The sequence below is a fragment of the Aquimarina ulvae genome (assembly GCF_053613295.3).
In genome coordinates this window covers 43343-69616 of record NZ_JBSIBP030000007.1, presented here as the reverse complement: position 1 = coordinate 69616, position 26274 = coordinate 43343, and the positions used below count along the sequence as shown (strand labels likewise).

At 33.1% G+C, this 26274-nt stretch carries 27 protein-coding genes; 12 read left to right on the top strand and 15 right to left on the bottom strand.

Going from position 1 to position 26274, the window contains the following annotated elements:
* Window positions 1–947: 947 nt before the first annotated feature.
* Window positions 948–4082 carry a TonB-dependent receptor gene (locus tag ACWGOQ_RS15775; protein ID WP_452059107.1) on the bottom strand — a complete coding sequence of 1045 codons (3135 nt, stop codon included), beginning with the start codon at window positions 4080–4082 and terminating at the stop codon, window positions 948–950.
* 255 nt (window positions 4083–4337) lie between these two features.
* Window positions 4338–5027, bottom strand: a complete 690-nt coding sequence (locus tag ACWGOQ_RS15770; RefSeq protein ID WP_452059106.1) for a TIGR04282 family arsenosugar biosynthesis glycosyltransferase — start codon at window positions 5025–5027, stop codon at window positions 4338–4340.
* A 201-nt stretch (window positions 5028–5228) separates the two neighbouring features.
* Between ACWGOQ_RS15770 and ACWGOQ_RS15765 the strand changes: the two genes are divergently transcribed.
* Both ACWGOQ_RS15765 and ACWGOQ_RS15760 read left to right on the top strand, forming a co-directional pair.
* Window positions 5229–6359, top strand: coding sequence for an ARPP-1 family domain-containing protein (locus tag ACWGOQ_RS15765; protein ID WP_452059105.1), 1131 nt, complete (start codon window positions 5229–5231; stop codon window positions 6357–6359).
* A 130-nt stretch (window positions 6360–6489) separates the two neighbouring features.
* A complete protein-coding gene (locus ACWGOQ_RS15760; RefSeq protein ID WP_452059104.1) occupies window positions 6490–6714 on the top strand; it encodes a hypothetical protein in 225 nt (74 codons plus the stop codon).
* A gap of 271 nt (window positions 6715–6985) precedes the next feature.
* On the opposite strand, the gene ACWGOQ_RS15755 is transcribed toward ACWGOQ_RS15760, so the two are convergent.
* From ACWGOQ_RS15755 to ACWGOQ_RS15740, 4 genes are all read right to left on the bottom strand, one after another.
* Entirely contained in the window at window positions 6986–7867 is an 882-nt protein-coding gene (locus ACWGOQ_RS15755; RefSeq protein WP_452059103.1) for an aldose 1-epimerase family protein, read from the bottom strand.
* Window positions 7868–7932: 65 nt separating this feature from the next.
* Window positions 7933–8595 carry a tRNase toxin domain-containing protein gene (locus ACWGOQ_RS15750; protein WP_452059102.1) on the bottom strand — a complete coding sequence of 221 codons (663 nt, stop codon included), beginning with the start codon at window positions 8593–8595 and terminating at the stop codon, window positions 7933–7935.
* A 225-nt stretch (window positions 8596–8820) separates the two neighbouring features.
* Window positions 8821–9036, bottom strand: coding sequence for a hypothetical protein (locus ACWGOQ_RS15745; RefSeq protein ID WP_452059101.1), 216 nt, complete (start codon window positions 9034–9036; stop codon window positions 8821–8823).
* Between the two features lie 139 nt (window positions 9037–9175).
* Window positions 9176–10570, bottom strand: coding sequence for an RtcB family protein (locus ACWGOQ_RS15740; RefSeq protein ID WP_452059100.1), 1395 nt, complete (start codon window positions 10568–10570; stop codon window positions 9176–9178).
* 197 nt (window positions 10571–10767) lie between these two features.
* On the opposite strand from ACWGOQ_RS15740, the gene ACWGOQ_RS15735 reads away from it, so the two are divergent.
* Complete coding sequence (locus ACWGOQ_RS15735; RefSeq protein ID WP_452059099.1) at window positions 10768–11514, top strand: hypothetical protein; 747 nt, start codon at window positions 10768–10770, stop codon at window positions 11512–11514.
* A 264-nt stretch (window positions 11515–11778) separates the two neighbouring features.
* On the opposite strand, the gene ACWGOQ_RS15730 is transcribed toward ACWGOQ_RS15735, so the two are convergent.
* The 8 genes from ACWGOQ_RS15730 to ACWGOQ_RS15695 form a co-directional block, all read right to left on the bottom strand.
* Window positions 11779–12924, bottom strand: coding sequence for an AEC family transporter (locus ACWGOQ_RS15730; RefSeq protein WP_452059098.1), 1146 nt, complete (start codon window positions 12922–12924; stop codon window positions 11779–11781).
* Window positions 12925–12928: 4 nt separating this feature from the next.
* Window positions 12929–14119 carry a pyridoxal phosphate-dependent aminotransferase gene (locus tag ACWGOQ_RS15725; protein ID WP_452059097.1) on the bottom strand — a complete coding sequence of 397 codons (1191 nt, stop codon included), beginning with the start codon at window positions 14117–14119 and terminating at the stop codon, window positions 12929–12931.
* A 275-nt stretch (window positions 14120–14394) separates the two neighbouring features.
* Entirely contained in the window at window positions 14395–15033 is a 639-nt protein-coding gene (locus tag ACWGOQ_RS15720; protein ID WP_452059096.1) for a hypothetical protein, read from the bottom strand.
* Window positions 15034–15342: 309 nt separating this feature from the next.
* Window positions 15343–15918: an RNA polymerase sigma factor gene (locus tag ACWGOQ_RS15715; RefSeq protein ID WP_452059095.1), complete on the bottom strand. Its 576-nt coding sequence runs from the start codon at window positions 15916–15918 to the stop codon at window positions 15343–15345.
* Window positions 15919–16235: 317 nt separating this feature from the next.
* Window positions 16236–16901 carry a DNA-binding response regulator gene (locus ACWGOQ_RS15710; RefSeq protein ID WP_452059094.1) on the bottom strand — a complete coding sequence of 222 codons (666 nt, stop codon included), beginning with the start codon at window positions 16899–16901 and terminating at the stop codon, window positions 16236–16238.
* A gap of 296 nt (window positions 16902–17197) precedes the next feature.
* Window positions 17198–19180, bottom strand: a complete 1983-nt coding sequence (locus tag ACWGOQ_RS15705) for a tetratricopeptide repeat-containing sensor histidine kinase (protein WP_452059093.1) — start codon at window positions 19178–19180, stop codon at window positions 17198–17200.
* Window positions 19181–19335: 155 nt separating this feature from the next.
* The gene (locus tag ACWGOQ_RS15700) at window positions 19336–19485 is read right to left on the bottom strand and encodes a hypothetical protein (protein WP_452059092.1); all 150 of its coding nucleotides are present in this window, start codon (window positions 19483–19485) and stop codon (window positions 19336–19338) included.
* Between the two features lie 514 nt (window positions 19486–19999).
* Entirely contained in the window at window positions 20000–20230 is a 231-nt protein-coding gene (locus ACWGOQ_RS15695) for a hypothetical protein (protein WP_452059091.1), read from the bottom strand.
* A 180-nt stretch (window positions 20231–20410) separates the two neighbouring features.
* Between ACWGOQ_RS15695 and ACWGOQ_RS15690 the strand changes: the two genes are divergently transcribed.
* On the top strand, window positions 20411–21457 hold the full coding sequence (locus ACWGOQ_RS15690) for a helix-turn-helix transcriptional regulator (RefSeq protein WP_452059090.1): 1047 nt from the start codon (window positions 20411–20413) through the stop codon (window positions 21455–21457).
* Between the two features lie 79 nt (window positions 21458–21536).
* Here ACWGOQ_RS15690 and ACWGOQ_RS15685 read toward each other — a convergent pair whose 3' ends face one another.
* Window positions 21537–21869: a single-stranded DNA-binding protein gene (locus ACWGOQ_RS15685; protein WP_452059089.1), complete on the bottom strand. Its 333-nt coding sequence runs from the start codon at window positions 21867–21869 to the stop codon at window positions 21537–21539.
* A gap of 224 nt (window positions 21870–22093) precedes the next feature.
* Here ACWGOQ_RS15685 and ACWGOQ_RS15680 point away from each other — a divergent pair, with 224 nt between their 5' ends.
* From ACWGOQ_RS15680 to ACWGOQ_RS15645, 8 genes are all read left to right on the top strand, one after another.
* Window positions 22094–22555, top strand: coding sequence for a DUF1572 family protein (locus tag ACWGOQ_RS15680; RefSeq protein WP_452059088.1), 462 nt, complete (start codon window positions 22094–22096; stop codon window positions 22553–22555).
* A 28-nt stretch (window positions 22556–22583) separates the two neighbouring features.
* The gene (locus ACWGOQ_RS15675) at window positions 22584–22859 is read left to right on the top strand and encodes a hypothetical protein (protein WP_452059087.1); all 276 of its coding nucleotides are present in this window, start codon (window positions 22584–22586) and stop codon (window positions 22857–22859) included.
* Window positions 22860–23012: 153 nt separating this feature from the next.
* On the top strand, window positions 23013–23231 hold the full coding sequence (locus tag ACWGOQ_RS15670) for a hypothetical protein (protein WP_452059086.1): 219 nt from the start codon (window positions 23013–23015) through the stop codon (window positions 23229–23231).
* A gap of 151 nt (window positions 23232–23382) precedes the next feature.
* Window positions 23383–24168 (top strand): molybdate ABC transporter substrate-binding protein, encoded by a 786-nt coding sequence (modA, locus tag ACWGOQ_RS15665; RefSeq protein WP_452059085.1) that lies wholly within the window; start codon window positions 23383–23385, stop codon window positions 24166–24168.
* Entirely contained in the window at window positions 24165–24566 is a 402-nt protein-coding gene (locus ACWGOQ_RS15660; protein ID WP_452059084.1) for a TOBE domain-containing protein, read from the top strand. Before modA ends, ACWGOQ_RS15660 begins: the two co-directional genes overlap by 4 nt.
* The gene (gene modB, locus ACWGOQ_RS15655) at window positions 24563–25237 is read left to right on the top strand and encodes a molybdate ABC transporter permease subunit (protein ID WP_452059083.1); all 675 of its coding nucleotides are present in this window, start codon (window positions 24563–24565) and stop codon (window positions 25235–25237) included. The genes ACWGOQ_RS15660 and modB overlap by 4 nt, the downstream gene beginning before the upstream one ends.
* On the top strand, window positions 25234–26112 hold the full coding sequence (locus ACWGOQ_RS15650) for an ABC transporter ATP-binding protein (protein ID WP_452059082.1): 879 nt from the start codon (window positions 25234–25236) through the stop codon (window positions 26110–26112). The genes modB and ACWGOQ_RS15650 overlap by 4 nt, the downstream gene beginning before the upstream one ends.
* Window position 26113: 1 nt before the next feature.
* On the top strand, window positions 26114–26272 hold the full coding sequence (locus ACWGOQ_RS15645) for a hypothetical protein (RefSeq protein ID WP_452059081.1): 159 nt from the start codon (window positions 26114–26116) through the stop codon (window positions 26270–26272).
* Window positions 26273–26274: the final 2 nt, after the last annotated feature.

Here is a 26274-nt window from a genome sequence, read left to right as displayed (position 1 = left end):
ATTGTCTTACTAATGATTCCAGCATATCTCCTGATAACTGAAACTCTAACTGTTGTGGTTGTAAAATCTCATTTGATAATTACTTAAAAATTAATTTTTGTTGATTTTGTTTTCGAAAAGATCCAATTATGTGTAACGAGATTTCAGTAGCATTTATTAACCCGCTGAAAGAGTTACATATGACAATTGAATATGATTTAAGTTACTAGGAATAAAAAATCCGAAACTTTTTTTTGGCTTCGGACTTTATATCAAACTGTTGCAATCAGTTTATGAGTTATAGAAGTCCCGAAGCATATACATAAAAGAACCTCGTTCTCTTGGTGTATCTGTGTATATGTTTGTAAAGGTCATAGTACTTCGGTTATTAATGATTTATAATTTTATGTTTAGCAACACTTCGACAATGCCTGTCCTGAACTTGTCGAAGGGCTCAGTGTAACAACTACTTATTATGTTTAATGATTGCTGTATTGCGGTGCAAATATGAAACCTATTTTTCAGGTATGCAAATTATTATATGATTTATTTTTATGATTATCAGTTAGTTACACTTTATTTTGAGCAAGGAAATTCCTGTTCGTTTAGTAACGAATATTAATCTATTAGCTAACTAACTGTAATTCTTATGAGTGTCGTTCAAACAACATTTTATTGAGTGTTCATAGTTTCTAAAAGATAATACATAAAAAAAGCGTCCAATTTTTTTGGACGCTCTTTAGAATATATATTTTTTTAGTTTTTTATCTATGCCTTCGATTTGAAAACAGCTTTACAGCGTCCTTTTTTATGTGTACAAAATAGATTCATAGCTATTTAAAACTTGTTTTTTGTTCTTATTTAGAATGCAAATATGAGTTTAATATTAAATAAGTTCCAAATTTCAATAACAATTCATTTTGATTCTGAATAAGATTACAATACGTAATTCACTTAAGATATGATTTTTAAAACCCATATTTAATACCAATTTGCGCTCTCCATCGGGAGTTTTGTAAATCTATGTTCCAAGGTTGCTCATCTGGATCTACATTAAATTGATATTGTGGTTGTTCATTTTCTATTCCAACAAAATTGAGTAAACTAAAACTAGAGTTCACTACATTAGGTACGAATACCAAGCGTCCCCAATCACGATTAATAAAGTTAAATACATTTAGCATATCTAAAGATACTGTGATACTGTTTCCATTTTTTAGTTGTTTTCCATATTGCAATTTCATATCTAATTCGTGATTCCAAGGAGTTTTGGCTCCATTTCTTTCTACATAATTACCTCTTCTGCTTCTTAAATAAGAATTGTTCTCGATATAGTTATTTAATTGTTGCCACTGTTCATTTGCTGAGGTCATAATAATGCCATTATTATCTACAATATCTACTAGTTGTATTTCTGATTGGTCACTAGGCACGTAGATCAGGTCGTTTCTGGAGGAACCATCCCGATTAGGATCTCCTTGGTAAACGAATGAAAACGGACTTCCGGAACGGCCATTATATAAAAATGAAATAGAAGCTGTATTGGTTTTTCCAAAATTAATATCATAAGAATGTGTGGATACTATCTTATGTCTTAGATCAAAATTAGAAAAAGAAATAGTAGGTTCATTGCCAAAAATAGCTTGATTCCACTCGAAATTGGCTGCAGGAGAACTTCTTACAGTACTCGAGATATCCTTGCTTTTTCCATACGTATATCCTACAGTTCCTCTATAATTCCCTATTCTTTTAGAAACATTTGCTGTTATATTATAGCGGTATCCTTTATCTGTATTGGTTAATAGGAATACATTGGTAAAATTTGGATTAATTTTTATATCCTCACCTATTTGCAAAAAATAGGGACGATTATCTGCCCCAGCAAAATTTCCAAGTTCATTTCTGCGATTGATGGATTGAAAAAATAGTGCATTTAATACTTCGGTATACGTTCCTTCGAGGTTTAAATTCCATTGATGAGGTAATTTTGCTTCAAAAGCTAGATTCGTTTTCCATTCTCTAGGTAATGTAAAGTCATTATCAATTAAATTAATTTCGGTAAGATTAGATTGGATACTTCGCAAATCTGCTAGGTTCTCAGTAAGAGGAGTAGCATCTGTAGGTCGTAAATCAATATTAAAATATTCTGTTCCTGATATATATTCTACATATGCAAACCATAAATATGGAATTCTGCCAGAGAATAGTCCAGTGCCTCCACGTAATTTATATTTATTATTAGTATCAAATGAATAATTGAATCCTAATCGAGGATTGAATTGTGGTGCATTGGAGATCTTATTATCAAATTGACTAAACTCTGGAGTATTTAATACTTCCTGACTGATTGGTAAATTACTTGGTAGAAACTGTGTGTCGATTCGGATACCTGCGGTAACAGAAAATTGGTTAGAAACTCTAAATTGATCTTGTATGTATAACGCAGTTTCTATAACAGAAACGGTGGCAGATGGTCGACTAGTTACAAAATCAAAATCATTATTATTAATATTATATACACCGCGTATACGACTGGGACTATCATCTAGAAAGTCCTGTACGGATCGATATTCCCAACGTCCGTTCCACGCAGATAAGAATCCGTAATCTACATCATGAAATTGCGCTAATCCACCTGCGGTAATTGTATGTTTTTGCGAAGTATATGATATTTTATCAGCTAATTGTAAGGTAGAAAAATCAGTGCTATATACAGAAGCTTCTCGATAGGTTCCTGCAAATATGCGATTACTAGAATTAGAAGCAATTTGGATATGTGGAAATACTCGACCATCAAAATCTCTATCTTCTTTTACGGTATTATATCCTAATGTAAGTTGATTCGTAATTCCATTAGTAAGATTGGATTTTAACTCTAGCGCTAAGCTATTAGCTATACTGTTATGACGGTATCCTTGATTTCCAAAGTTAAATATAGAAGAACTCCATTCTAAATTATCGGCAAAACTGTTTACATAGTTATTACGTAAGGTAATTTTATGCTGATCGGATAGATTGTAATCCAGTCGAGCAAATATTTTGGTACTGGCAGTTTTAATAGAAGCGTTGGTAAAAGAACCTGGGTCATAATTGTATTCTGAAATTAGATGATCCGAAATTAATTGTACATCTTCTTCAGCGATATTAGAGGTAGCACTACCCGGAGCATTTAGTACAGGATTATCCGAGAGTGCCAGTTCTACATTTACATAATAAAACAACTTGTCTTTTATAATCGGTCCACCGATTCCACCTCCAAACTGAACGTCATAAAAGTTAGCGCTTTCTTGCTTGATACCATCCGCATACTTACCTAATAAAAGCTGATTGTTTCCGTATCCATATATTGCTGCTTTGGTGGTATTGGTTCCGTTTTTAGTTACCAAATTAATACTTGCACCACTAAAATTTCCGATACTTACATCGAATGGAGCTAGTTTTACAGAGAGTTCTTTTACGGCGCCCAACCCAATTGGTTGGGTTCTGGAGAGACTTCCTGGTGTTCCGTTTGCGGAGGATCCAGCCGCACCACTAGCTGGTTCCTGAAAACCGATCACATCGTTATTGGCAATACCATCGATATTAAGATTGTTAAATCGATTACTGGCTCCACCAAAAGAATTAAGGTTATTTTCTGTTAGATTTTTGGTGAGATCCTGAATACTTCTACTGATGGTTGGAGTAGTTCTAAGCTCTCGTTTTCCTAGTAAGGTTTCATTACCATTTTTCTGACTTTTCGAAGAACCTGTTACAACAACAGTTTCTAAGGATATGCTATCCTCCGACATCACAAAATTTTTAATGGTTGTATTCCCTAATTGAATCGTAACATTCTCCTCTATGAAGGTCTGAAAACCTACAAATGAAATCTGTAATTTATAGGTATTGGAAGGAGATAGATTGGTGATATTGTAAAAACCATTTTCTTCAGAAATAGTTCCGTATTTATAATTAGTAGAAACATCAATACATTGTATCGTCGCAAAGGGTATAGGGTTGTTTTTAGTATCTGTAAGTGTACCCTGAAGCGTTCCTGTGGTTTCTTGAGAAATGATTAGATAAGGTGTAAAAAAAATAAAAATGACGTTAAGAAAGAGTTTCATCTATTCGTATGTATTGGTTTTAATTTTCAGATGTAATTCGCCAATAATCTTCTCGGTTGGTACCAACAAAGTTTTTATGACTCATTTCATAAATTAAAATATAATTGAGTGTATCATCAACCTATAAGAACATGCTTATCGAAACACTTAAAAATGATGTAAGCGAATCAATGCTCTGTATTTCCCATAGGGTAATTCGTATTGTTTTTAATTAAATTGGAGTACTTGGTGTGGAACAAAAAATCTTTTCAAGTACTATGGAGTACGACTAGGAGATCCTTTGTTGTAATATATATGTGAAGAAATATGTGATAAAAGTACTTCTGTTACAGTAGGAATTTTATCTTCTGTACGAAGTATTATTTGTAAAACTCTTCTCAACTTTTTTAATAAAAATGGAAGTGTTTTGTATATGTTTATAATATCTGAAAAATGATCTAAATCATATAAAAAATCTAATTGATAAAAAGATGTATTATAAGATTTCAGATAGCTATATAGTTCTTTTCTTACATTAGACGTATTCCATTGAAATTCGGAAAACTCTTTTTGATGAAAAGCTTCTTTATGAATTCCTAAAAGATAAAAACCTCCATCATAAGAAGGACCAATTACAGATTGTCCTTTTTGTACCGTTTCTACTGCTTTTAGTAAGCGCGTTTTATTAAGATTAGGCGTATCATTTCCTATAGTGATTACTGCATCATATCCCTTCGCATAGATATCATTGATTGCGTTCGAATAACGCTCTCCAAAACTAGTTCCTAATTGTTGTTGTTCACTGTATACAAAATAATCTAATCCTGTTTTTTTGACTAAAGTAATTGTTCGCGAAGTAAGATTCGATTGTAATGAATTGTTCTTTAGGAAAGGTTTTCTCTTTATTTCTTCTTCTTGCGAAAGGGCAAAAATAAGAATTGCAATATTTCTTTTATTACAGATCAAAAAGGTGCTTTAAGGTATTAATTGTCATACTCAGTCAAGATAAAGAAATAAAACTTACAAAAGAATGAGGATTATTTTTTTAAAGTGTTTCTTTTATGAGTTACCTCAACGGTAAAAGTGATTCCCTAAATGAAAAGGTCATCTCACTCGATACCTATTGAGAATTGTCATTCGACTAGATATTTTTGAAAAAAAACAATCATGAAAGCATACTCAATTATTTTATCCGTTTTTAGTATTTGTATTCTATTATTTGGTTTCAAAAAGATCAAAATTTCAGAAAATCAAGAGATTACTGATGATTCAAGTAATGAACAGATTACAGAAGAAATTAAAATTAAGGAAGGAATACGTGTTCAGAATCTTACGCTATTTATGATTACAGGTGAAGAAAAAATATCTGGTAATATTTATAAAACCTTATCTGAAGTAATGAATACAAGAGAAGTGACGGTAAAAGAAACAGGAAATGTAAATCAATTGCTGTTGGATAATAATAGCGATGATTATATATTTATTCATTCTGGAGATATTGTAAAAGGAGGAAAACAGGATAGAACAATAAGTTATGATGTAATTATTCCTCCAAAAGCAAAGAATGTAGAATTACAAAGTTTTTGTGTAGAACAAGGTAGATGGAGACAACGTGGTAATGAAACTCTTTCTTCTTTTGCATCTAATACCAAAATGTTATCATCTAGAGAATTAAAACTTGCTGCAAGACACGAAAAAAATCAGAGTAAGGTTTGGGGAAAAGTAGCGGAACAGAAGGATCGTTTAAATGATAATCTTTCCAGAAAAAATGGGAAAACGGTAAATGTAGCCAATAACGCATCCAATACGAGCTTGCAATTAGCGCTAGAGAGTGACGAATTGGATAGTGCAAAAAAAGAATACTATAATAAGTTTAAGGACTTAATAACAACGGACAATACAATTGGATATGCATACGCAATCAATGGTAAAGTTTATGCAGTAGAGATCTATAATAATCAACGTCTTTTTAAGAATTTGTGGGATAAAATATTAGAGTCGATTATTGTCGAAGCTATTAGCGAACAAAATGATAAAGATTATGAGGCTTGTACAGTAAAAGATGTAACGACATTTATGGATGCAATTAAAACTGAAAATAAAGGTGTGGTTAAAAACGTCAATAAAACAACCAATTTCAGAACCGTTCAGAATAGCAAAGGGAATATCGTTTTTACTACGGAAGATACGGATAAGAAAAGGTGGATCCATAAAAGTTATATGAAAAATGAAAAGACAAATGCTGCTCAATCTAAAGAAGATTTTCCTTATAGAAGAATACAACAGCGCAATCGTTAGGTGTTTAGCTAACTTTAGTTGTATCGAAGTTTGGATTATAAAATAACAATAGCTCATATAAATCTTTAGCAGAATTCACCCCAACCATTGTATAAAATTTTCATCTATGGTATAACATAAATCCGTAATCATGAAACGTATACTAATTCTATTACTAACCGGAATAACAGTTTTTAGTTGTTCTAATGATGATGATAACAATGTAAATCCTAGTAACTGTGATCTTACAACTTTGATAAGTGCTTCGGAATATACGAATGCACCTTCAGATCAAGTAACAATTAATAGTGTAACAATAGCTGATACTTGTTTGGCAATTAATCTTAGTGCAGGTGGTTGTGATGGAAATACCTGAGTTCTAAAATTAATTGATTCAGAAAATGTTTTCGAATCGAACCCACCGCAAAGAAATTTGAGGTTATCACTTAAAAATGAGGAAGCCTGTCTAGCCTTTATAACACAAGAATTGGATTTTGATATTTCTAATCTACAAGTTGAAGGGAATCAAGTTTTACTAAACATAACAAATTCTGATCAAACTGTCTTATACGAATACTAGAAAACTTTAAAGTAATTTTATAAGTAGTTGGTTTAAAATTTTAGGGGATACTATATTTACTTTTATATTAGTTGCAATCTGTTATAGTGATTGTATAACTACTGTTATGCGTTTTTCCTTCATCAAGCTTTTGGATCCCTTCTTTTTCTTCAATATTTTGTGTTGTTTCTTCTACGTCCGCATATCCTAACCAAGGTTCGATACATACATAAGGAGCTTTGGGTTTTGCCCAAATACCCAGATCCGGAAAATCTTTAAAATCCATAGAAAGTACAGGTCCTTTTTCTTTATGAACAAGAGTGGCTTTTTCTGCTTTGATGTTTTTAAAAATAAGTGCATCATTATCAAAAATAGAATCGGTAAGCCAGATTTTGTGATCTTCTATGACAGATATAGTTTGATCACTAATCAATCCATTTGATGTAAGTACATAACAATCCGTATTGCTTATTTTTTCTAATAAGATATAATAAGCCTCATAGGTTTCTGACGGGTGTATAGGACAATTGAAAGCTGGATGTCCTCCAACTGAAAAAAACATCGGTTGCGAACCGTTATTATCTATACTATGCGAAATTCTGATTTGATTATTGATAAGTTCAAAACTAATAGTGAATTTGAATTTGAAAGGATAGCTCTTTAATGTTTCTTCTGAAGTAGATAGTGAGAATGATACTTGAGTAGGACTGTTTTGCGCTCCTATAATATTTTTATTATAACGAATGAATCCGTGTTTTGGTAAAGAATAGCTTTTCTCTTTATAGGTATATGATCCATTTTTTAGTCCGCCAATAATAGGAAAAAGAACAGGAGCTTGACTTGCCCATATATTGGGATCACCTTGCCATAAATATTCTTTGTTGTCTTTTTTTGATTTGATACTGGTTAATTCTGCTCCCGCAGTATCAATGGTAGCGATTAGTTGGTCATTTTCTAAGGTATGGATCATGTAAGTAGTATGGTTGGTTACAGTTACCACAAAGATAAACAAACAAGTAACTTCAGCATATCTATTTATAAAAACGGCTCTAAAAACCCGATTAACTTTGTTCCGTCTGCATTCCATCGAATACCATGTCCGCTAGGTACTCGAATCTCATATACAAGCTCATGTCTATAATGATAGAAGATGTTCCACCAGGTTTTATTCTGAATCATATCTGTAATCAGTTTGCGAACTTTTTCTTCTTTCTCGGTTGGATTCCCTTTCATTTCTCCCCAGAAATTATCTGTTGATCTTCCCATATGTTTTTCCCAAGCTCTGGTAGCCATGCAGATTTGATCATTAAAAGGGATGAAACAACTATTCAACAAATTCTTTTGTAACGGAGGAATGGCTTTCTCATTTTTTAAGGTAGCTGCAGTCCATCGTTGTCCAATCAATATCAAAAGATATTCGAACGGTGTGGTTTCTATGGTTTCTGCCCAATCTTTTGGAGTTGTATTTGGATGCTGTAACAATGTTTCAAAATTTTTAAATACTTCGGATAGTGGCGGTGTTATTTCTTCATCAAAATGGGGAAGCAGAAGGTTTTTAGGAACCCTAAACTGATTATATCGCTCCAGTTTTTTTGCAAGAATCAGTAGATGTTCTTCATGTAAAAAATCAGCATAGCGTTCCTTATAGGAGTCTGAAAGGAACTGTTTGCTGTTTTGTATGGTTTTTAATAGCTTCATTTTGTTTCTTAATTCTTTTCTTTTTTACATCGTCCAAAAAAGAAACAAAAAAGTCTAGGTTTACAAAAGTTTGTTTGAACTTATGGTTTAACACTTAAATTTTAGAAACTCGCTACGCTCAAACAGTCTAAATTTCACGGTATTTTCATTTCAAATTTTGCAACAAACTTTTGATAGGCCATTAAATGGATTTAATTAATTATCTCCCTTTGAAGAATATGATTATTATGCTTCCCACCAAAGTGTTTTTTTTGTAAAGAGGAAATTCAATATGCTCACCCTCATTTTTTCTATGAAGAATTGATTTACACTGATTACGATATTTTCTACGCAAAGATCTGCGATATTCCCAAGAATTACTTTTCCACCAAATTTTGGCACTTTTGGTTCTCTTTTTTCTTTTATGACTTGTTTTGTAATTGTAAAATTTCTTGTTTTCATAAGATTTCATCGGTATTAAATTTTAAGTTAAAAACTTAATACAGGGTTCTTTTTCTTGTTGCGATTTTTTATTTTTATTTGACACGCTGAGTCCTTCGACACCTGTCAGCCTTGGGAAGAAGCTCAGATTGGCATATGACTATATGTTTTTATTTCTCCTTTTTACTCTCCAAGGTGCATTGATTTGGAAATCTCCAGCCATAATACAACCGTATGGCATCACTTCATCAATCACAGTACCTAAACCGAACTCCTGCATTTGGTTTCTCACCGTTGCAGCATTTTTGTAGGCGCTCGGCAATTCAGAGATGTCAATTTCTTTAGAGTAAAATCGCACATCCAGACCTTTTGTTTCCATTTTAAAGATTTCTTCTCTGGTTTGTCCTTCTTTATTTCGTTTATGCTGTGTTCTACTCATATTTCTTCCAGCTCCGTGCGGTGCAAATCCTAGGTTGGTATCCGTGGTTGCACCTTCGACAATTAATACCGGTTCAGCCATATTCAACGGAATCAATCTCGGTCCTGTAATATCTGGCATAAAATTTTTGTCTAAGGGTGTTGCCCCTTTTGCATGATAAAATAAATCTCCTTCTTTAAACACAAAGTTATGCTCGTTCCAGTATCTGTTTTTAACCTCTACGCCTAACGTTTGTAAAGTTGCATCATGAATAACTTCGTGGTTTAATTTTGTCCATTTTCTGATGATTTGCAATGCCGACCAATAGGATTGTCCTTCTTCTGTATCAAAAGGAATCCATGCGTTTTGTTGCAAGGTGTCCGGAGATAAATCTCTTCTGAACCTGTTAGCAATATGCATTCCTTTTTTATACAATCTGGCACCAACACCTCTCGATCCGTGATGTGTGATCATCATGGTATTTCCTGTTTTGGCAGAAGTACCAACGAATAAGAAATGATTACCATCTCCCTGAGTTCCTAAATGCTCTCTAGCCATACTTATGTCTTTGTCTTCTCTAAGAAAAAAGTTGGATTTAAACTCGGCTAATAGCTCATCAGTCAGGTTGTATTGATGTCCCCGAGGTCTTCCTCCAGGGCCAAAATGTGTGTTAACTTGTGCTGCATCTAGTACTTTTTTAGGATCTGTTTTACGAAAATCAGTTAGCATCACAGAGCAACAGATATCAGCACTGTGCATTCCTGGATGGATCGCATTTTTGGCTATTACGACACCACCAACAGGAATGGTCCCTTTAGGACCGGCAGGACATGCGTCTGGCATCACCGCCCCGTTTACGATTGTTGGCGTTTTCATTAACTCCTTCATAGAGTCTGTTACTTTGGTAACATTATCTTTTTCTAATTGATTCTCTGCTTTAATATTAATTTTAAAGTCTATGGGTTTTTGATGCAGTTCCTGAATAGGCGGCAGTTTATATTGTTCTAAATATGCGTGCATTGCTTCGTCAGCTAGTTGATGTGTATTGATATATTCAATTGCTTTTGGAAACCACTTCCCAGATCTAAATCCTAAATCAATCAATGTCTTTCCTGTAATGCTAATTTTATTCTTCATGATATTATCTAATTGATGAAGCAAAGATGACACGTTTCTACGCAATAGTTTTGCGCAGGTATTATTTTTTAGATTAAACCTAATAAAATTTACTTAAATACTCAGGAAAAGGATGGATCTTCTTTTTAGGTTTCACTGAAAACCGGGTGATTTAAAAGACAGGATTTATTTATTTTTGTCAAATAAGAGGTTAAACAATGAAAATCCAAAAGTGCTTTCTTTTACTAGTAATAGTAGTTATTACAGGTTGTTCTTCTCAATCAAATCAATATACCCAACCAGAATATCTAGGAGATGGTATTGTCGATCTAGATAAATTGTCATTCGATTCTTTTAATGTTGAAAAGTTCTACGAAAAAGTATTAAAAGAAGGAAATCACTATTCAAAAGATTCTGTGTATAGTGGGCCTTATTACTCTTATTTCGACAAAAACAATATGAAACTTCCTTGCTTTCACTATTCGAGAGATCGAACCAATAGTACAGATAGTGTTGCAAAATACAATTCATTATTTTTTTCAAAATTATATACAATTACGAACTTAAATAATGTTCCGATGAGTATTGGTGCATCAACCTCTTTTGATAAAATTTTGGCTATTGATAGTCGGACTGTTAATGAGGCTCTCAAACAGTTCCAAAAAACTTTGGGTACTCCTATAGTAAAAAAGGAGCGTTTTGTGAGTACAGAGTACTTGTCTAATACCTGGGAGTTAGAAGACAAACATATAAGGTTGGTCGTAGTTGCCAGAGAGGACTATAATGAGTTTAGTTCTGATGACCTAAAAGTTGTAATCAATCAAAAAGATAATGAAATTTCACCCAAAAATCCTAAGGTTACATTTAGGATAATTATGTTTATTACGCATAAAATTTATAAAGAAGAGATAAAAGATATTCCAATCAATAAAGGTATCTGGGTATATTATTCTTCATCGTATTAAAAATCATTTAAAGACCAGGGAGTTTGATTTTTCTTCGTAATTGTACGCCCTTTCGTAATTCCTAAGCTACCGAATCAAATATAACTAGTATATCTTCATTAGAAACGGATACATATCATTCTGGAATTTTGGTATATAAAAAACCTACATGATCATCATTATTTAGGTTCGCAATCGCCAAAAATTGCTTTCAAATCCACAGCCTGCATGTATGTTTACTTCGCGCTTTTCATCCGTTTTTTATAGAAGAAGAGTATCCAAAAATTATGCTTTTTTAAAATCCAACCATTTTAATCGAATTATTTTTCTGCTGAAACGTACTCCTTTTGTTTCTTTTAATTGAATCCATATCGCTAACACGGCACCGATTACTACACAACCTATAGCTACACCGATGATATGTGTGGTCACCATCATAAATTCGGGATTGAGCATAATCACCATAATCATTAATGTTGATAACGGAAAGGATAGCGCAAGCAGGTTAATGGCCATAGAACTTTTAAATGTTTTTTCTTTTCCAAATTCTTTTTTCTCTTTCTCACCAATCCCGGCAATATGCGCATACGGCCAGAAGCTGCAAGCGCTCAGTGAAAATGCTAATATCCAAAGAATATCTTCTCGCACAGAAATCTTCGTGATCCATATAATTCCAGCACATATAAGCATCACTGCGCCGGCACGTAATAGGAGGATAGCAAGTAATTTGACGCATTGATCTTTACGGATTTTTACTGCTAGACCAATAAAAAGCATTACCAAAGGAGTCATTAACAAGCTTAATTTTAGTAAAACATCTTTTGCAATAGCAGGTAGACTTTCAAAAGTAAAACCAACAGTCATAAAACCTAATGCCACTAAAATAAAAACAGTAACGGGCTCTGATAACAAAGTAACTAATAATGATTTTAATTTTCCTTTTTCCTTTTTACGATAAGATTTATACTCAGAAGATTGTTTGAAATACCAATGCATCGCAATGCTATACAAGATGATTAACACAAAAACTTTGTTGCCTAAATCCGCCATAGCTGCTTTGGCAAGATATTCTTGTCCCAATATTTCTGCAATGAAAGGAAAACAAGATAACCCCGGTGCCAGTGACGGAATCATCAAGCGCATGGTTCTATAATCTGAGGTGTTTTTCTTAAAGCCTACGAAAGGTAGTACAAGTGGGAATGCATAAAACAAAAACAGGTTAATTCCTAAGGCTATAAAAGGTAGCCCTAATAGACTAGGATCTACTTCTATGCCCATCAGAGCAATAAAAATCGTAGCGGGTAAGGCAAGGTTCAGAATTATTTTCTTTAAGCCCTGTATTTCTGCTTTTGATTTGAATTTTCGTTTTAATGAAAATCCGATAACGATAAAAATTCCAAATAAAATAGTTTTCTGAATCGTTGTATCCATAAAATTATGCCAGAATTTCAGAAATTGATTCAGTAAAAATTTTCATTTCTTCCATAGTTCCTACGCTTACTCTACACCAGTTTTGATCCCAAAATGTAAAAGCACGTACTACCACTTTTTTATCATAAATCTTTTCTAAGAACTCATTTCCGTCCATTTGTATTGGAAAGATCAAAAAGTTGGTTTCGGAAGGCATACAGGTAATTTCCATCTGCTTCAGAAAATCGACCGTATATGCACGGGCTTCTATAATTTTTTGTTTACAAGAGGTTAAAAATTCAGTATCATCCATACTAGCACTGGCAGCAGCAATAGTTGGACCTGTAATACCCATTCCACCACGGGTGATCTCTTGAATTTTTTCTAATAAGGTGGTAGCGCCCAGCATATACCCAATACGTAAACCAGCCATTCCGTGAATCTTAGAAAAGGTTCTGGAAATGAGCACATTTTTGCCTTCTGCTACGAGAGATACCATACTATTGGCAGCTCCTGCATTTGTAAGTTCTATATACGCCTCATCTATAAAGACAGGAACTTTTTCTGATATTCGAGAACAAAAATCTTTTAACTTCTTCGCATCAGTAATAGTAGCGGTCGGATTATTTGGATTGGTGATATACACTAACTTAGTTTGCGCATCTATTGCGGCTTCCATCGCCTCAAGGTCGTGTTGATAATCTTCAGTAAGCTTTATAGATTTCCAATCTCCCCCAAACGCCCTGGCAACACTCACTAAAGACATATAACTAGGATCGGCACTTACGATATTTCCCCCGTTTTGAAAAAGAACTAGTGCTGTTTTTTCTAATAAATCTGATGATCCAGGTCCCATCATAATTTGATTAGCTTTTACCCCTTCTTTTTTGGCGATCTTTTGTGTTAGTTCACCTAATGGTTTCCAGGAATAATGATTGCCATCAAACACTTTTTTTTGGAATGCTTCTGCAGCTTTCTTAGAAGGTCCATATGGGTTTTCATTCCAAACCAAACGAGCCTTTACGGTACTCAAATCTGGAAATTCGGGAGGAGTGAATTCGTCAAAAACAGGGTTTTGATATAGGAATTTTTGATTATTTTGTTGTGCTTCAATTACGGCATTTGACCATATTTCTGAAGGTACAAAAGCCATAGCTCCGAAAGCTAAAACTCCTTTTTTTAACCATTCTCTTCTGTCGATTTGTGTTGTTGTCATGATAGCATGTGGTTACGTTTTCGTAGTGTAAATTACTAATAACTAGTGACAATAAAAGGTTCAAGTATTTAAAAATCAGCGTGTTGTTTTGGAGGATTTACATGAATTAACATAAAAAACAATAAAGAATAGAGAGCTTACGTATATGTAAAAAAATTAACTTTTTGAATAAGGTTATTGTAAAAAAAGGAATGAAATTTTGTTAGAAGTAAATATAGAAAACACACGCTATGAATTTATTTTCCGTTTTTAACATTGACCTGAGAAAGATATTTTTATTGTCGGATAAATATTTTGAGATCATCACTTTTTTTCATAGCATACGAAAGTGACTTATCACTAAAGGATTTCTCTGGTTTGTAATTGGTCAGTGATAAAACATTTGGTAATTTCATATTCCAAGAACCCGATTTTTTGCTTTCTCCGGGCATAATCATTACTACGTGTCCATATGTTTCTGCAGTATCGATAATCAATGCTAAACCACCTCGATTGGTATGCGCTAATGCCTGATCTATAGTTTCCTGAGTTACGGACCCTAATTGTAACCAGTTTTTAGACTGTGCTACAATCGGACGAATACTGTCATATACTACATATCCTAATTCAGGATCACTAAATTCTGTAAGTCCAAACGCTTTGGAAATTGTTTTGGTGATGCTGTTTCTACAATCATTTCGTTCAGTGGCAGCTTTTTTACAAATTACAAAATTTTCTACTTCCTTATTCAGGTCTATGTTGGTACGTTTATAAGTAGCGGTAGTTCGATCGTCAATGGTTGTTTTTGTGTCTTTGGATTTGTTTTCTTGCACAGTTTCCTTATCATTTTGTGTGTCTGTAGTTTTTTGTTTGGGATCGTCCTTGCAGGATAGTAAACAAATGATTAGTATAAATAGAGGTGCTAGTTTTCTCATGTTGTCTAGTTTTAGGATACTAATGATAAGTAAATTTTTGTACAGTTCAAAATGATTGTTGTTTCCAGTATCTGGGATGTTTTGTTTTAGTAATAATTTTAACGCTACATCGGTAGGGTTTTTCTGAGAATGACTGTTTATTATATAAAAGCGCTATAATGAAGAACATACGGGGTTATGTCTCCATTCATAATCGACTAGTCAGTCGTCAGTGAATATGTTTAACGCAGAAAACCAGGTGTAAGCCTGGTTTTCTTTTTTTAGTGTATTTGTATCACCATATAGTATACATTTTGATGATTGGGGATACTAAGCCGTGATTCTAAGTTCATTGTATAATGGATCTTTTTCAATCATAAGCAGTAACTTTTTTTTGACTTCAAATTTCTTTTTTCGAGTATATCCCTCCGTATACCCTGTGATTTTAGAAATTTCTTTGGCAGATTTTCCTTCAAAATATAGAAGCATTAAATTTTTATGATCACTACTTAATTTCTGGAAATGTTTTCGGTATAAATGCTCACGTTCTTGGTTTTCGATATCCTTGATTATGGATTCAGTTACGTGTTCGGCACTTATAAATTTTGTCTCATCATGAACTACCTTATGTTTATTGCGCAATCTAGTTCTCCAAGTGTTTTTGCAGATCCCATAAAAATAGTTTGTTAATGGAACGTTTATTTCTAAAGTTCCTGATTTTAGTTTTTGATACAATACTACTAATGCATCCTGAAAAATATCTTCTACATCCTGCATATTACCGTCGTTTCTAAGAATATATCCTTGGATATATCTTACATTATCTCGATAGAAAACTTTTAATGTCCGTTGATCTCCCTTAATGATTCCGGATATTATTGCCTGATCTGTATTCATTTTTCCCATTACTTTTTTTGTTTATACCGTTCGTTTTTGATTAGAATACTTAAATAGAATTTTACTTTTTTTGATGGTACAAACATAAATTTACTGGAGCGGAAGTCCTTACAGATTTCCGTAATCAGAGGATGTTTTTTTCAAAAAAATAGAAGAAATATTTTTCGATAATCTTATTTAGATCTTTTTTCGAAGTATAATATGTAGATTCCAATTTTTCATTGGAATGATAGGTTCTTTTGTAGTACTTTTTTATTTGTCATTCTGGCAAAAGCAAGAATCCAAAGTAGAAGAAAAGGTTATGAATTAAATCTAATTGAAGAACACTATAATAACCCCAAATCTTTTACAATGGCAACTAGATGTGTGGTGTTTTTTGCTTTAAAATCATCAAAGAGTTTACTCACTCTTTTGTCAATAGTACTTTCGCTGTTAGGCGATATTTTTTGTTTTTTTAATTTCTGTACAATTTCTTTTTTAGTAAAACCGAGTGCAAGTTCTTCTAATAACATAATATCGAAATCATCTAAGTTGATAATATTATCAGTAGTAGCATCCGTTACTTCTGCTGGGAGTACAGTATCACCCTTATATACACCTTGTATACAGTTTACTAAATCTTTTATTGCATGTTGGCCTTTGCATACATAGCCATTGATATCAAGTTTTTGGAATAACATATTTATCTTATCAGGTCTGCTTTCCTGAGAGTATACGATTACATGAATAGAAGGGTCTATTTTTCGAATGTCCTGTATGAGTTCTATACCAGAGGTTCTGGTCTGTATCTTGTGATCTTCTTTAAAAGAAAGATCCGTTATTAGTAACTCAAAAGGGCCGTTCTCTTGGTGCGCTTTTCTAAATTTGATATACGCATCATCACAATATTTAGCTTCTTCAATATCGATGATACCTACTTGGTCATTTAGTACTTTTACGATACCTTGATTGGCAATTTCATAATCTTCTGCTACCAATACTTTTGTAAACATATTTGATCCTTTTTAACACGGGATTTTAATCTCAGCTTTAAAGCTTTTGTTTTTTTGTTAGTCAAAGATAATAGTTCTGTTTATAGCTTGATTACGTTTTTCCGTATTGTAGGCTATTCTCGTTCGATTTTATCAGAAAATGGATTATGACCTACACTTCGACAGGCTCAGTGTGACATCTCACTGTGAGACTTCAGAATGACGAGAAAAATATTTAAATAACGTATTTGTCATTCCGGCGTATGCTGGAATCCATATTAGCAAGAAAGTTGACCTGTAATGCCTTTACTTTCTTTCTAGCTAGGAATAACAATCTCAGCTTTAAAGCCTTTATTTTTTTCTGAGTCAAAGATAATAGTTCCATTGATAGCCAGCATACGTTTTTCTGTATTGCGGAGTCCATTTTTTGACTTAATTTCTTCTTTTTGGATGCCTACACCATTATCAGAGTACTTAATTAATATTTTATTTTTTTCGTTTTTAAAGACCACAGCAACCAAATCTGCTTTACTATGCTTTTGCATATTGGTCATCAACTCTTGTAAAACTCGGTAGATGGTAATTTTTAAATTTTTATCTACAGTATCCCAATTAATTTTATCAATACCCCTTAGAACAAGTCTGATATTATTCTTGGTGTAATTGGTGAACATATCCGTTAACTCCTCTACATAGGTTTCATCTACTTCGAACTCACTATTTTCTCTAGAGATATCTCTGGCTTTGGTGTAGGCGGTATTCAGTTTTTTGGTAATCTGCGGATCGTGTGGATCGTTTTGATATTGCATCATTACCTGAAAAATATCATTACCAATTTCATCGTGTAACCGTTTAGAAATCCTGGTTTCTGTTTCATACGCTGCTTGGAACTCTACGATTTTGTTTTGTTGCGCTAAATACTTGGTTCGCTGCCGCGAGAAATAGATGATAAATCCAATGAATGTAGCAAGTAGTAAAATCCCAAGAAGATAAACGGTGTTTTGGTTTTGTACTTCCTGAATTTCTTCACTTTTCTGTTGGTTCTCTTTTTCTAAATTTTCACTTTCGAATCGGATTCTGGCAAATTTATCTCTAAATTGATTATCTCTTTTGGTTAGACTATCACTTAACTGGATATACTCCATCGCGTATTTTCTTCCTTCTTCTGGAGGAGAAACTTGTGCCAATAAATCATAAGCTTGTAGGAGTTCCGTGTTATCATTGACTAAAGGCGAAATGTCTTTAGTCTTTGTAGCATATTGTTTCGCAAGCTTATTGTTACCATTTGATTGATAGTATTCCGCTAAATGTAGGTTACTAGTTGATAAACCAATAACATCTTTTATACTATCTCTTATTTTATAGGCTTTATTAAATAAAGTTAGAGCACTATCATTAGTTTTATCGTTTAAAAATTTCACATACGCTAGATTATCTAGTAATCTAGCGTATCTTTTAGGCCTACTACTTAAAAAAACATTATACGATAATCCTCTTAGGTACTCTTTTTCTGCTCTGATGTATTTTTTTTGCGATTTATATATTGCTCCAGTGTTATTATGCATAAGTGTTATATACAGGGTGTCTTTTTTAGTGTTTTTAGCATATTCCACTGCTTTCTTGTTATACTTTATTGCATCATCATAACGGCCTAATTGTTTTGCAACAATACCCAGATTGTTATAAGATAAAGGTATATATTCTAGGTTTCTAGATAATTTAAATTTCTGAATGGCTTGTATAGTCAAATCTTCACTTTCACTATAATCGTTTACTTTTCTTGATAATTTTGCTAAATCAATTAATGTTCTCCCTTGATCAAAAGCATAGCTATTATGGGCAATGTTTTTACTATTATCTAATAATGTATATATTTTATTTGCTCTGTAAAAATATTTATAAGCGCTATCTAATTTTTTATTTCTATACCAAATAGCTTTATAATTATAGGATTTTGCCATTCCAATCGAATCTAATAGAGATATAGAAAGCACTAATGCTTTTTCGTTTATTGTTTTTAATTGGGAATAATTTTTTAAATAATAATATGCACTTGCTATTTCTTGTAATTTATCTACTTTAAATAACGAATCATCAAGCATATTAACAAGTTCTAAGGATTTTGTTAAATCAGACTCTCGTTCTTGAAGAGATCGTGACTTAATCCCTGCATTATTAATTAGGTTGTCAATTACGTTGGATGGAGATACTTTATCTTTTACGATTTCTGTATCTTGATTACAATTGATGAAAACGAACAAAATACAAGTCAATAAAGTATTCCACTTTAAGTACTTCATAGGGGATAATTAAATATCTAAATTAAAAATTATCTATGATAAGTATAAAAAAAGGAGGGATTATTTTGTAATAAACCCTCCAATGGTACTATTCCGTTAAAAAGAAAACATCAATTATTTAGTTTGATTTTTTTTATTATTAAAGGATTTAATGATTAGGTACCAACCTCTTCATCTTCATCTTCACTAAAACCTAAAGTTTCAACGTTTTCAACTCCAACCTCTTCATTGATAGAAGGAGGGTCGCAAGAAACCAAGTTTAGACCTAATAGTACGGCTAATAGTAAAAATTTTAAAGTTTTCATGTTGTTAGTTGTTTGATATTCCAATTGTTGGGGTACGTCCATAGGTTGCAACCCCAGTTGGTATGTGCCCACATACCTAATACCTATGGGAAATGATCAATAAGGTGGGAAAGTGATCCTAGTACAGTTGCGATACCTTACTTTCCCCTTTTCGGGTAGCGGCAAACTGCAGTTTGGATGGGTTTTGTCTTCGATGGAGTTTGTCTAAATACTTAGACATCTTTTCGGCTACGATTAGACTGATTGTTTAGCTCAGACTGATGTAGATCGGTAGACAAAACGAGTTTTGTAACCTTTTTTTAATAAGCGTCATAGAAATGTATACCTGGATACGTTCGATATATGAATGTTGTTATCTAACAATAAGTGTCTGATATAATCTGCCTTGTGTGTCTATTAGTTTGTCGATTAGCCATTAGCTTATCGTGAGTACTATGTGAACACTTTAAGGTTTTTGATACCTTTTTTTGATTTGTCGATGAAGACAAATCTGCTTATCGAGAGCTTACAACATCTAAACTATATGCGAAGTAAAGCTTTCTGTCACTAGCACTTCACGAATGTTTATGCTAGTTAATTTCAGCTTTGTTTCCAGTGCTGTCATACCTTTTGTATTTGGCACATTTACTGGAGTAGCATTAACAACCGAAGTGTGTAATCCTATTCCGTCGAAGCCTGCAAATGTATAGGTTAACAGATAATTTCTGATCTCCAGCTTCTTTTTAGAAAATTGATTAAACTTCATTGTAGTATTTTTTTGTTGTTAATTAAGTGAAACTTTGTTTTGAATTTATACTGCTTGATTACAGGACCTTAATTCAGTAGTTTCTTGTTGTTTTATTGTATAAAGTACAAATGTCTATTAGAAGTACGCATTCTTTTTGCGTAGTAAAAATTATTTATTATTTTTTCAAAAATATTTCAGATGGCTTCTAATAAAAATGCATTGATACGATATAAAACCATTGATCAATGTCTAAGAAATAAATATAGGGCATGGACATTAGATGATTTGATTGATGCATGCTCGGATGCGTTGTATGAATATGAAGGAAAAGATGTATATGTCAGTAAAAGAACTGTACAACTGGATATACAAATGATGCGGAGTGATAAGTTAGGGTATAATGCACCCATAGAAGTGTATCAGCGTAAATATTATCAATATGCAGAAGCGGAGTATAGTATTATGAATATTCCGGTGACAGATCATGATATTAAGATTATGAATGAATCCATACAGATATTACGTCAGTTTAAAGATTTTTCATTGTTTAAAGAGATGAATGGAGTTATAGAACGCCTCGAAGATTCGGTATATGCAAATGAAAAAGATAACATACCCATTATCCATCTCGAAAAAAATGATCAGCTAAAAGGATTAGAATATATTGATACCTTATATCACTCGATCCAAAACAAACAAGTAGTAAAGATTGGGTATAAATCTTTTAAAGCAAGAGATGAAACCCAACTATTAATTCACCCGCAATTATTGAAAGAGTTTAATAACCGTTGGTTTTTATTGGCCATAGGTCAAAAACGAAAAATATTAACCACGTTTGCTTTAGATAGAATTGAAAGTATTCATCATCCAGAAGAAAAGATTACTTATATCGATCAACATATTGATGGAGATGAATATTATAAGGATGTGATTGGTGTTACGGTTTCAGAAAATGTGGAGCCAGAATTTATAAAGTTTCGAGTTGATAACAGAAATGCACCTTACGTGATTACCAAACCGTTTCATAGTTCGCAACAAATTGTTTCACAAGATGAAAGAGGGGCTACTTTTAGTATACGTGTGCGGATTAATTTTGAATTAGAACGATTGATTCTTGGTTTTGGGGATAGTATAGAAGTATTAGAACCTAAAAAATTGCGAGCCAGAATTCATAAAAAATTAAAAAGAGCGTTACAGCGATATGAGCAAGTAGCTGCACTTAGGGAGTCTGACTCCAAAAAATAAAGAGATGTTTTTTTTATGAATATAAGATAAAAAAGGAGCTGTATCAAATGTGACACAGCTCCTTTTATATAGGGCCAATTTATTTTCCCAACATCAGAAATTCATTGCAAACAACTTCTGTGATATACCTTTTATTCCCTTCGGTATCATCATAGCTTCGAGAAGTCAATTTACCTTCGATGGCTACTTCCTGACCTTTGTTTACATATTTTTCAATAATTTCTGCTGTTTTTCCCCAAGCAACAATATTGTGCCATTGTGTGTCGGTGACTTTATCGCCTGCTTTGTTGTAATAATAATCGTTTGTTGCGATTGAAAATTTTGCCAGTTTTCTGCCAGAATCTAAATTTACAATTTCGGGTTCTTGTCCTAGGTTACCGATCAATTGTACTTTGTTTTTTAATGTATTCATAATATTATTTTTTTGATGCCTGTTTGGTACAAGCAGGTTATATATTCGTATCGAGTTCTGATGTTTCGATGAGGCAAACTTAGACTCAGACAATTGCCATATTCGGTTAGGAAGTGTTTATTTTCGGTTGTAAACGTTTGTAGTCGTTTGTATTTGTTTAAAAAAGTATAACTTTAATTAAAATATAATACCTTAGAAATACTAAAACCACGTACATAAAACTCATGAATGATTCTATTGTAGCCGTGTTAAAAACAATTTTTGACCGTGATTTAACAAAACTGAAAGCAGAGATAAACGCATATTCCCAAGAAGAATATTTATGGGTTGAAACAGAGGATATTAGTAATTCTGCCGGAAATCTCTGTTTGCATCTCGTAGGTAACCTCAATACCTATATTGGAGCAGCGCTTGGCAATACAGGATATATCAGGAAAAGAGATCAGGAATTTTCTTTAAAAAATGTGCCCAGATCAACGCTGATTTCCGGCATAAATGATGTTATGATCATCGTACAAGAATCTCTGGATAAAATGACAGAAGATGATTTACAAAAAGAATACCCTAGAGTTCTTATGGATAAGAATCCAAGTACGCTAAGATTTATGGTACATTTAACTACGCATCTGTCCTATCATTTAGGACAAATCAATTATCACAGAAGGATACTGGATACTATGGCTTAAAAAAGAATCATAGTATATACATTATTCGATGTCCTATTTGAAATACTGTTATGATAAGAAATATAGTAAAATTATTCTTTTTCTAGTGATTATCGTAGCAATGGCTGTGGGGTATCTTTATGTTAGATTGCATCATACCATAGAAAATGTTCTTGAAGCAAAAAGTAATTGGCGCAGCGAATTGTTAGATTTTCCGTTATTATTTGTAGACGATCTAAACTATGATGGAGAAGAACATATCCGATTTGTACCCAATTGGGGAGAAATCAATAGTGAAGATTTTTTTTTCATGTGTTTTTTGTGAAAGATATGATGATGCTACGTGCCAACATTCAATATGAGTATTGTATTGTTAGAGAAAAATATTTGGTTTTATCTATCACCTCAAGAGATGGGCCACCCTATTTGGAAAGAGCTTGGTGATGTTCATCTCAATATAAACTGTAAGTAAAATATAGTGCCTTTTTATAAATCTTTATTTGATCGTGAAACCAATAGCACACTAGCACATTATATAAAAAATGAATTACGAGATAAATTCATACTCATTAGTACAGATGGCCCTGATGATCGTGTTATAAAAACAAAACCACCTTTATGTTTTACAAAAGAAAATGCCAACGAAGTTTTGGGAGCTATAGATGAAGTTTTGAAAGCATATAACAAAAACGTGTGAAGTTATTAGGTAAACATTTTTAAAACCAGTACTATTATGATGCATTCCAGCCTTTACCAGAATTCATATTTGGTTACCATTAAAGTCCAATTTTAATACATTAATGGCCGTTGTTGATGAATCATTAAGAAGTGTATTTGCTTAAATAAAAATGAATAGAATACTTGAAAAAATAACAAAATTGAAATCGACAATTAATATCGTAATGATTCTGTTGATTATTGGCTGTCAACAGTCTGAAAAAGAAGTGGTAACGATTGCGGCAGCAGCTAATATGCAGTTTGCAATGGAAGAAATTTCTAAAACCTTTACCAAACAAACCGGGATACCGTGTAAACTGGTTATCAGTTCCTCGGGCAAATTGACTGCGCAAATAAAAGAAGGAGCTCCATACGATATTTTTGTTTCTGCAAATATGAAATATCCTAATGAGATTTACCGAAGTGATAGAGCTACTCTGGCACCAAAAATTTACGCCTTTGGTCAGTTAGTTTTATGGTCCCTATACGATGGTGTCGAACCTTCTATATCAAAGTTAACAGAGATAAATGTACAGCACATTGCCTTAGCAAACCCCAAAACAGCACCTTATGGTCAGGCCGCGATCGAGGTGTTGCAAAATTATGGTATTTATGATCAGGTTAAAGATAAATTAGTGTTTGGAGAGAGTATTGCTCAGACGAATCAATTTATTATTTCAAAGTCTTCAGAAATTGGTTTTACAGCGAAATCGGTGGTTTTATCTTCCAAAATGAAAGATAAAGGAAGTTGGGTAGCCTTGGATGAAAAAATGTATCTTCCGATTGAACAAGGTGTTGTAATGATTCGAAAAGAAAACCAAAAGCTCATAAGTACGCGACAATTTTTTGATTTTCTTTTTTCTCCAGAAGCCAAAAAAATACTAGAAGATTTCGGATATTTAGTAATTGAAAAATGAATGTTTTCTCAGGGCACATATCAGCTATTCAGGTAAATGAAAGTTTATCGATGGTTTCTGTTTGGATAAATACATATACTACACTCAAAACAATTTTAGTGGAAACTCCCAAAACAGCTTCTTATTTAAAGATAGGGAATACTGTAAACGTCTTATTTAAAGAAACAGAAGTCATTATAAGTACAGAAAATAGACTTTCGATTAGTGTTCAAAATAAAATGAAAGCCACCATTAAGAAGATTACAAAAGGAGTATTGTTAAGTAAGTTACTATTAAGTACAACGATAGGAGATATTGTTTCTATTCTTGCTACAGAAGTTCTGGAAGAATTAGTTTTGGAAGAAAACCAAGAGGTGATTGCTATGATTAAAACAAATGAAATTATGCTTTCGCAATGATAAATTGGGGCCCGATTATATTAACTGCGAAGCTTGCTCTGGTAACGACTATGATTTTATTAGTGGTTTCTATTCCGCTTGCGTATTGGTTAGCCCATACCAAATCTCGGATTAAACCTGTTATCGAAACATTAGTTAGTATGCCTTTAGTATTGCCACCAACGGTTTTGGGATTTTATTTATTGATGGCTTTTAGTCCGGGAAATGCTTTAGGAAGTTGGTTACAAGACTGGTTCGGTATCCGATTGATTTTTTCGTTTTCAGGATTGGTTATTGGATCCGTTATTTATAGTTTACCGTTTATGGTCAATCCGATTCAGTCTGGATTGGCAAGTTTGCCTGTTTCATTAACAGAAGCCTCCTATGTATTAGGGAAGTCAAAAATTAAAACCCTTTGTAAGGTTCTGTTACCTAATATAAAACCTTCTTTACTAACAGGAATTGTACTAGCTTTTGCACATACCGTGGGAGAGTTTGGCGTTGTACTTATGATTGGCGGAAACATTCCTGACAAGACCAAAGTAGTTTCTATTGCGATTTATGATGAGGTAGAAGCACTAAATTACAGCAATGCGCATACCTATTCTTTGATTTTATTTATAATCACCTTTGCGGTGTTGTTATCCGTGTATTTGGTTAATGGTGGATACCTAAAACGGTTTTGGAGATGATACAAGTTGATATTCAAAAAATGCTCAGTACCGCAAACGGAAAAATGTATCTGGATATTCAGTTGAATATAGAGAAAGGTCAATTTGTTACCTTATATGGACCATCTGGTGTCGGAAAAACATCCACACTCAGGATCTTAGCCGGATTGTTATCAGCGGATAAAGGACAAATCGTTGTTGACAATGCGATTTGGTTACAAACTGATAAGAAGATCGATCTTATCCCGCAAAAGCGTAAGATTGGTTATGTTTTTCAGGATTATGCTTTGTTTCCTAATATGACCGTTCGAAAAAATCTGGAGTTTGCATTAGAAAAAGGGCAGGATCATAAGATTATTGAGGAACTCGTTACTCTTGTAGCGTTAACAGAATTACAACATAGAAAACCGGGAACCTTATCAGGAGGTCAGCAACAAAGGGTAGCCCTGGCACGTGCGTTGGTTCGTAAACCGGAGATCCTATTGCTAGACGAACCACTTTCTGCATTGGATATAAAAATGCGCGGCAAACTACAGGACTATATCCTAAAAGTTCACAGACAGTATCAACTTACGACTATTTTAGTAAGTCATGATGCTGGAGAAATTATAAAAATGTCCAATACAATATACTGTATCGAAGACGGAAGAATTAAGAGGTCTGGTGATCCAGCGACTATATTTACCGACAACAAACTCAGCGGAAAATTTCAATTTACAGGGGAAGTGATTGCTATACTACAAGAAGAAGTGGTCTACATTGTGACTGTGCTTATTGGTAATAATGTGGTAAAAGTTATAGCTCAGGAATCAGAAATTGCCAATATAGCAATTGGAGATAAAGTTATCGTTGCTTCCAAAGCTTTTAATCCTGTCGTTCTAAAAATTACCGAATAACATGAAAATTCAAAAGGTTTCCATTCCTTCTAAATCATTGTTGTCTAAACAAACGTATGATTATTGTGATAGCTTTAAAAGCGAATTTATGGATCAAGAAGATACGATCGATATCCTTACTGTCACTAAAGCTTTTTTTCTGGTTCTCCTGCCTGGATAGAA